Source organism: Vibrio sp. B181a (genome assembly GCF_030248375.1).
In the GTDB taxonomy this organism is placed as follows: Bacteria; Pseudomonadota; Gammaproteobacteria; order Enterobacterales; family Vibrionaceae; genus Vibrio; species Vibrio campbellii.
On the sequence record NZ_JAHGAD010000121.1, the window covers coordinates 1 to 2,079 of the forward strand.

At 46.7% G+C, this 2,079-nt stretch carries 2 protein-coding genes and 1 pseudogene; all 3 read left to right on the forward strand.

The features are described from left to right. Positions 1 to 450, forward strand: a pseudogene (locus KIO97_RS26105) (hypothetical protein); the annotation flags it as partial. Between the two features lies 1 nt (position 451). Then, the gene (locus KIO97_RS26110) at positions 452 to 796 is read left to right on the forward strand and encodes a DUF2523 family protein (RefSeq protein ID WP_045457066.1); all 345 of its coding nucleotides are present in this window, start codon (positions 452 to 454) and stop codon (positions 794 to 796) included. Positions 797 to 800: 4 nt separating this feature from the next. After that, positions 801 to 2,079: zonular occludens toxin domain-containing protein (locus KIO97_RS26115; protein WP_285384367.1), on the forward strand; the 1,279-nt coding region annotated here is incomplete at its 3' end.

Consider the following 2,079-nt stretch of genomic DNA (forward strand, 5'->3'; position numbering starts at 1 on the left):
GGCGACATTACAACAGCGGTCAATAAGAGCACAAATGCAACTAAGGGTGTCCGTGAAGACTTACAAGGCTTAGGTGATTCGATTGGCGAATTGGGTAATAGCCTTTATGGTATCGAAGAACTTCTTAAAGGCTCTGGTTTCAATTCCCCTCACGGTGATGATGTGCCTGAGCAAATCTTCGCCTCGTCTGATTTCATCGCTATCAATGAAACCATCGCAGATAAAAACCGCTCAATTGAAGACTACGTTGATGAAATCAAAGGTCTGGTTTCTATCGGTACCAACTTCAATAACGGCTCGTTAAGCGATAGGTCTTTCACCGTTAAAGGCACCAAGGTTGATTCTGGCCTACAGCGTTTTGATGAGGTTTCGCCTTACGTTCGCCCTGTCATTCTCTTTATCTGCGCGCTCATTGCGCTCTACATCTTGTTTGGTCAACGGAGTAAATAACGTGGATTTCATTTATTCAGCGCTCGATTTTATCGCCAACGTCGGCCAAACCATGGTCGAGTTCATCCAGTACATACCGGATTGGATCATCAATTGCTTTGAGTATGGCGCCCTTTGGTGTGTGTCTCTTTGGCTTGACCTTAAGATTGCATCGATTCAGGTAGCACTAAAAATCGCTCAGACTTTGCTATCAGAGTATGGCGTTTACACGCTGGTTGAATCTCATTTCAATGCGCTCCCTTCTGATGTTCGTTACATCCTCATTCAATACAACGTGACAGGAGGACTACGCATAATTTTCGATGCGTTTGCAACGTCCTTAGTCATGCGTTTCTTTAACTGGTGATTCAATGGCAACTTCATTTAGATATGGTCACGGCGGCTCATATAAATCAGCGTGTGCAGTGTGGTTCGACTTACTGCCAGCCCTTCGAGAAGGTCGAGTCTGCATCACTAATATTCATGGTATGCAGCCGCTCGACATTATCGAGAAACGACTGGGCGAAAAGTTTCCGGATAGTGCTCGTCTCATTCGTATCAGCTCGCGTAACCCTGAAGGCTTCGAACTTTGGAAGTACTTTTTCTGTTGGGCTCCGATTGGCGCCTTCATCCTTATTGATGAATGTCAGCAAATCTTCTCGACCAACGCTGGCTTTAAGATGGCCAACATACACAAGCGCCCTTTCACTGACTTTGAGTCTCATCTACCGGAGGGGTTTTCTGAGTTGTTCCACTCACGCTGGCTGACTGTGGACACATCAACACTAGACAACGGTGAGATAGACGATTGTCAGCGTACACGTTTTGATGAGCAAGGACGGATTATCTACCCTGAGAACTTCAACAACGCTTTCATGGAGCACCGCCACTACAACTGGGACATTGTTTTATTAACGCCCGACTTCGCCCAAGTCCCTAAAGAGCTCAAAGGCGTGGCCGAGCTGGCCAAACAGCACAAAGGGAAAGACGGGATCTTTTTCTCTAACCGTAAGCCTCGAATCTTAGAGCATGACCCAACACGAACTGTGACCAAACCAAGCAAAGACGATGTGGTTTACAACCTCAAGGTTCCGCTTGATGTTCACCTGCTCTACGCCTCTACCGTTACGGGACAAATCACCAAAGCGGGTCTTGGAAAGAACATCTTTCTAAACCCTAAATTCTTAGCCGCTATGGCTCTGGTCGTGCTTTCATTTGGGTATATCACTTATGCAATTATTAATATGGTTTCTGGTTCTGAGGCGTCAACTGAAACAGGAACGCAGCCTTATCAAGCTACGCAGCAAAATCCGGTATCGTCTCCACAAGGTCAAGCTCATCATAACCAAGGTTCTGCGGGTCATCCTGTCGTGGGTTCTGGTCGTTCTAACTGTACGGGTACTGATTGCGGGACTCGGCCTTATCATGACATAGGCACCGTTCCGGCTTGGTTCCCACTATCCAACTCCGAAAGCATCTATGTGTCTGCGGTTGAGCGTTGGCACAAACCAAACTCAATTCGAGTGAGTGTCCATTTTGAGGTGGTAACACCGAGAGGTGTTAGCTATCTCGATGACTCGTTTCTTAAAAAGCTAGGTATTCAAATGGATTATCTAGACGACTGCCTTGTCCAGCTGTCTAGCGGTGAAT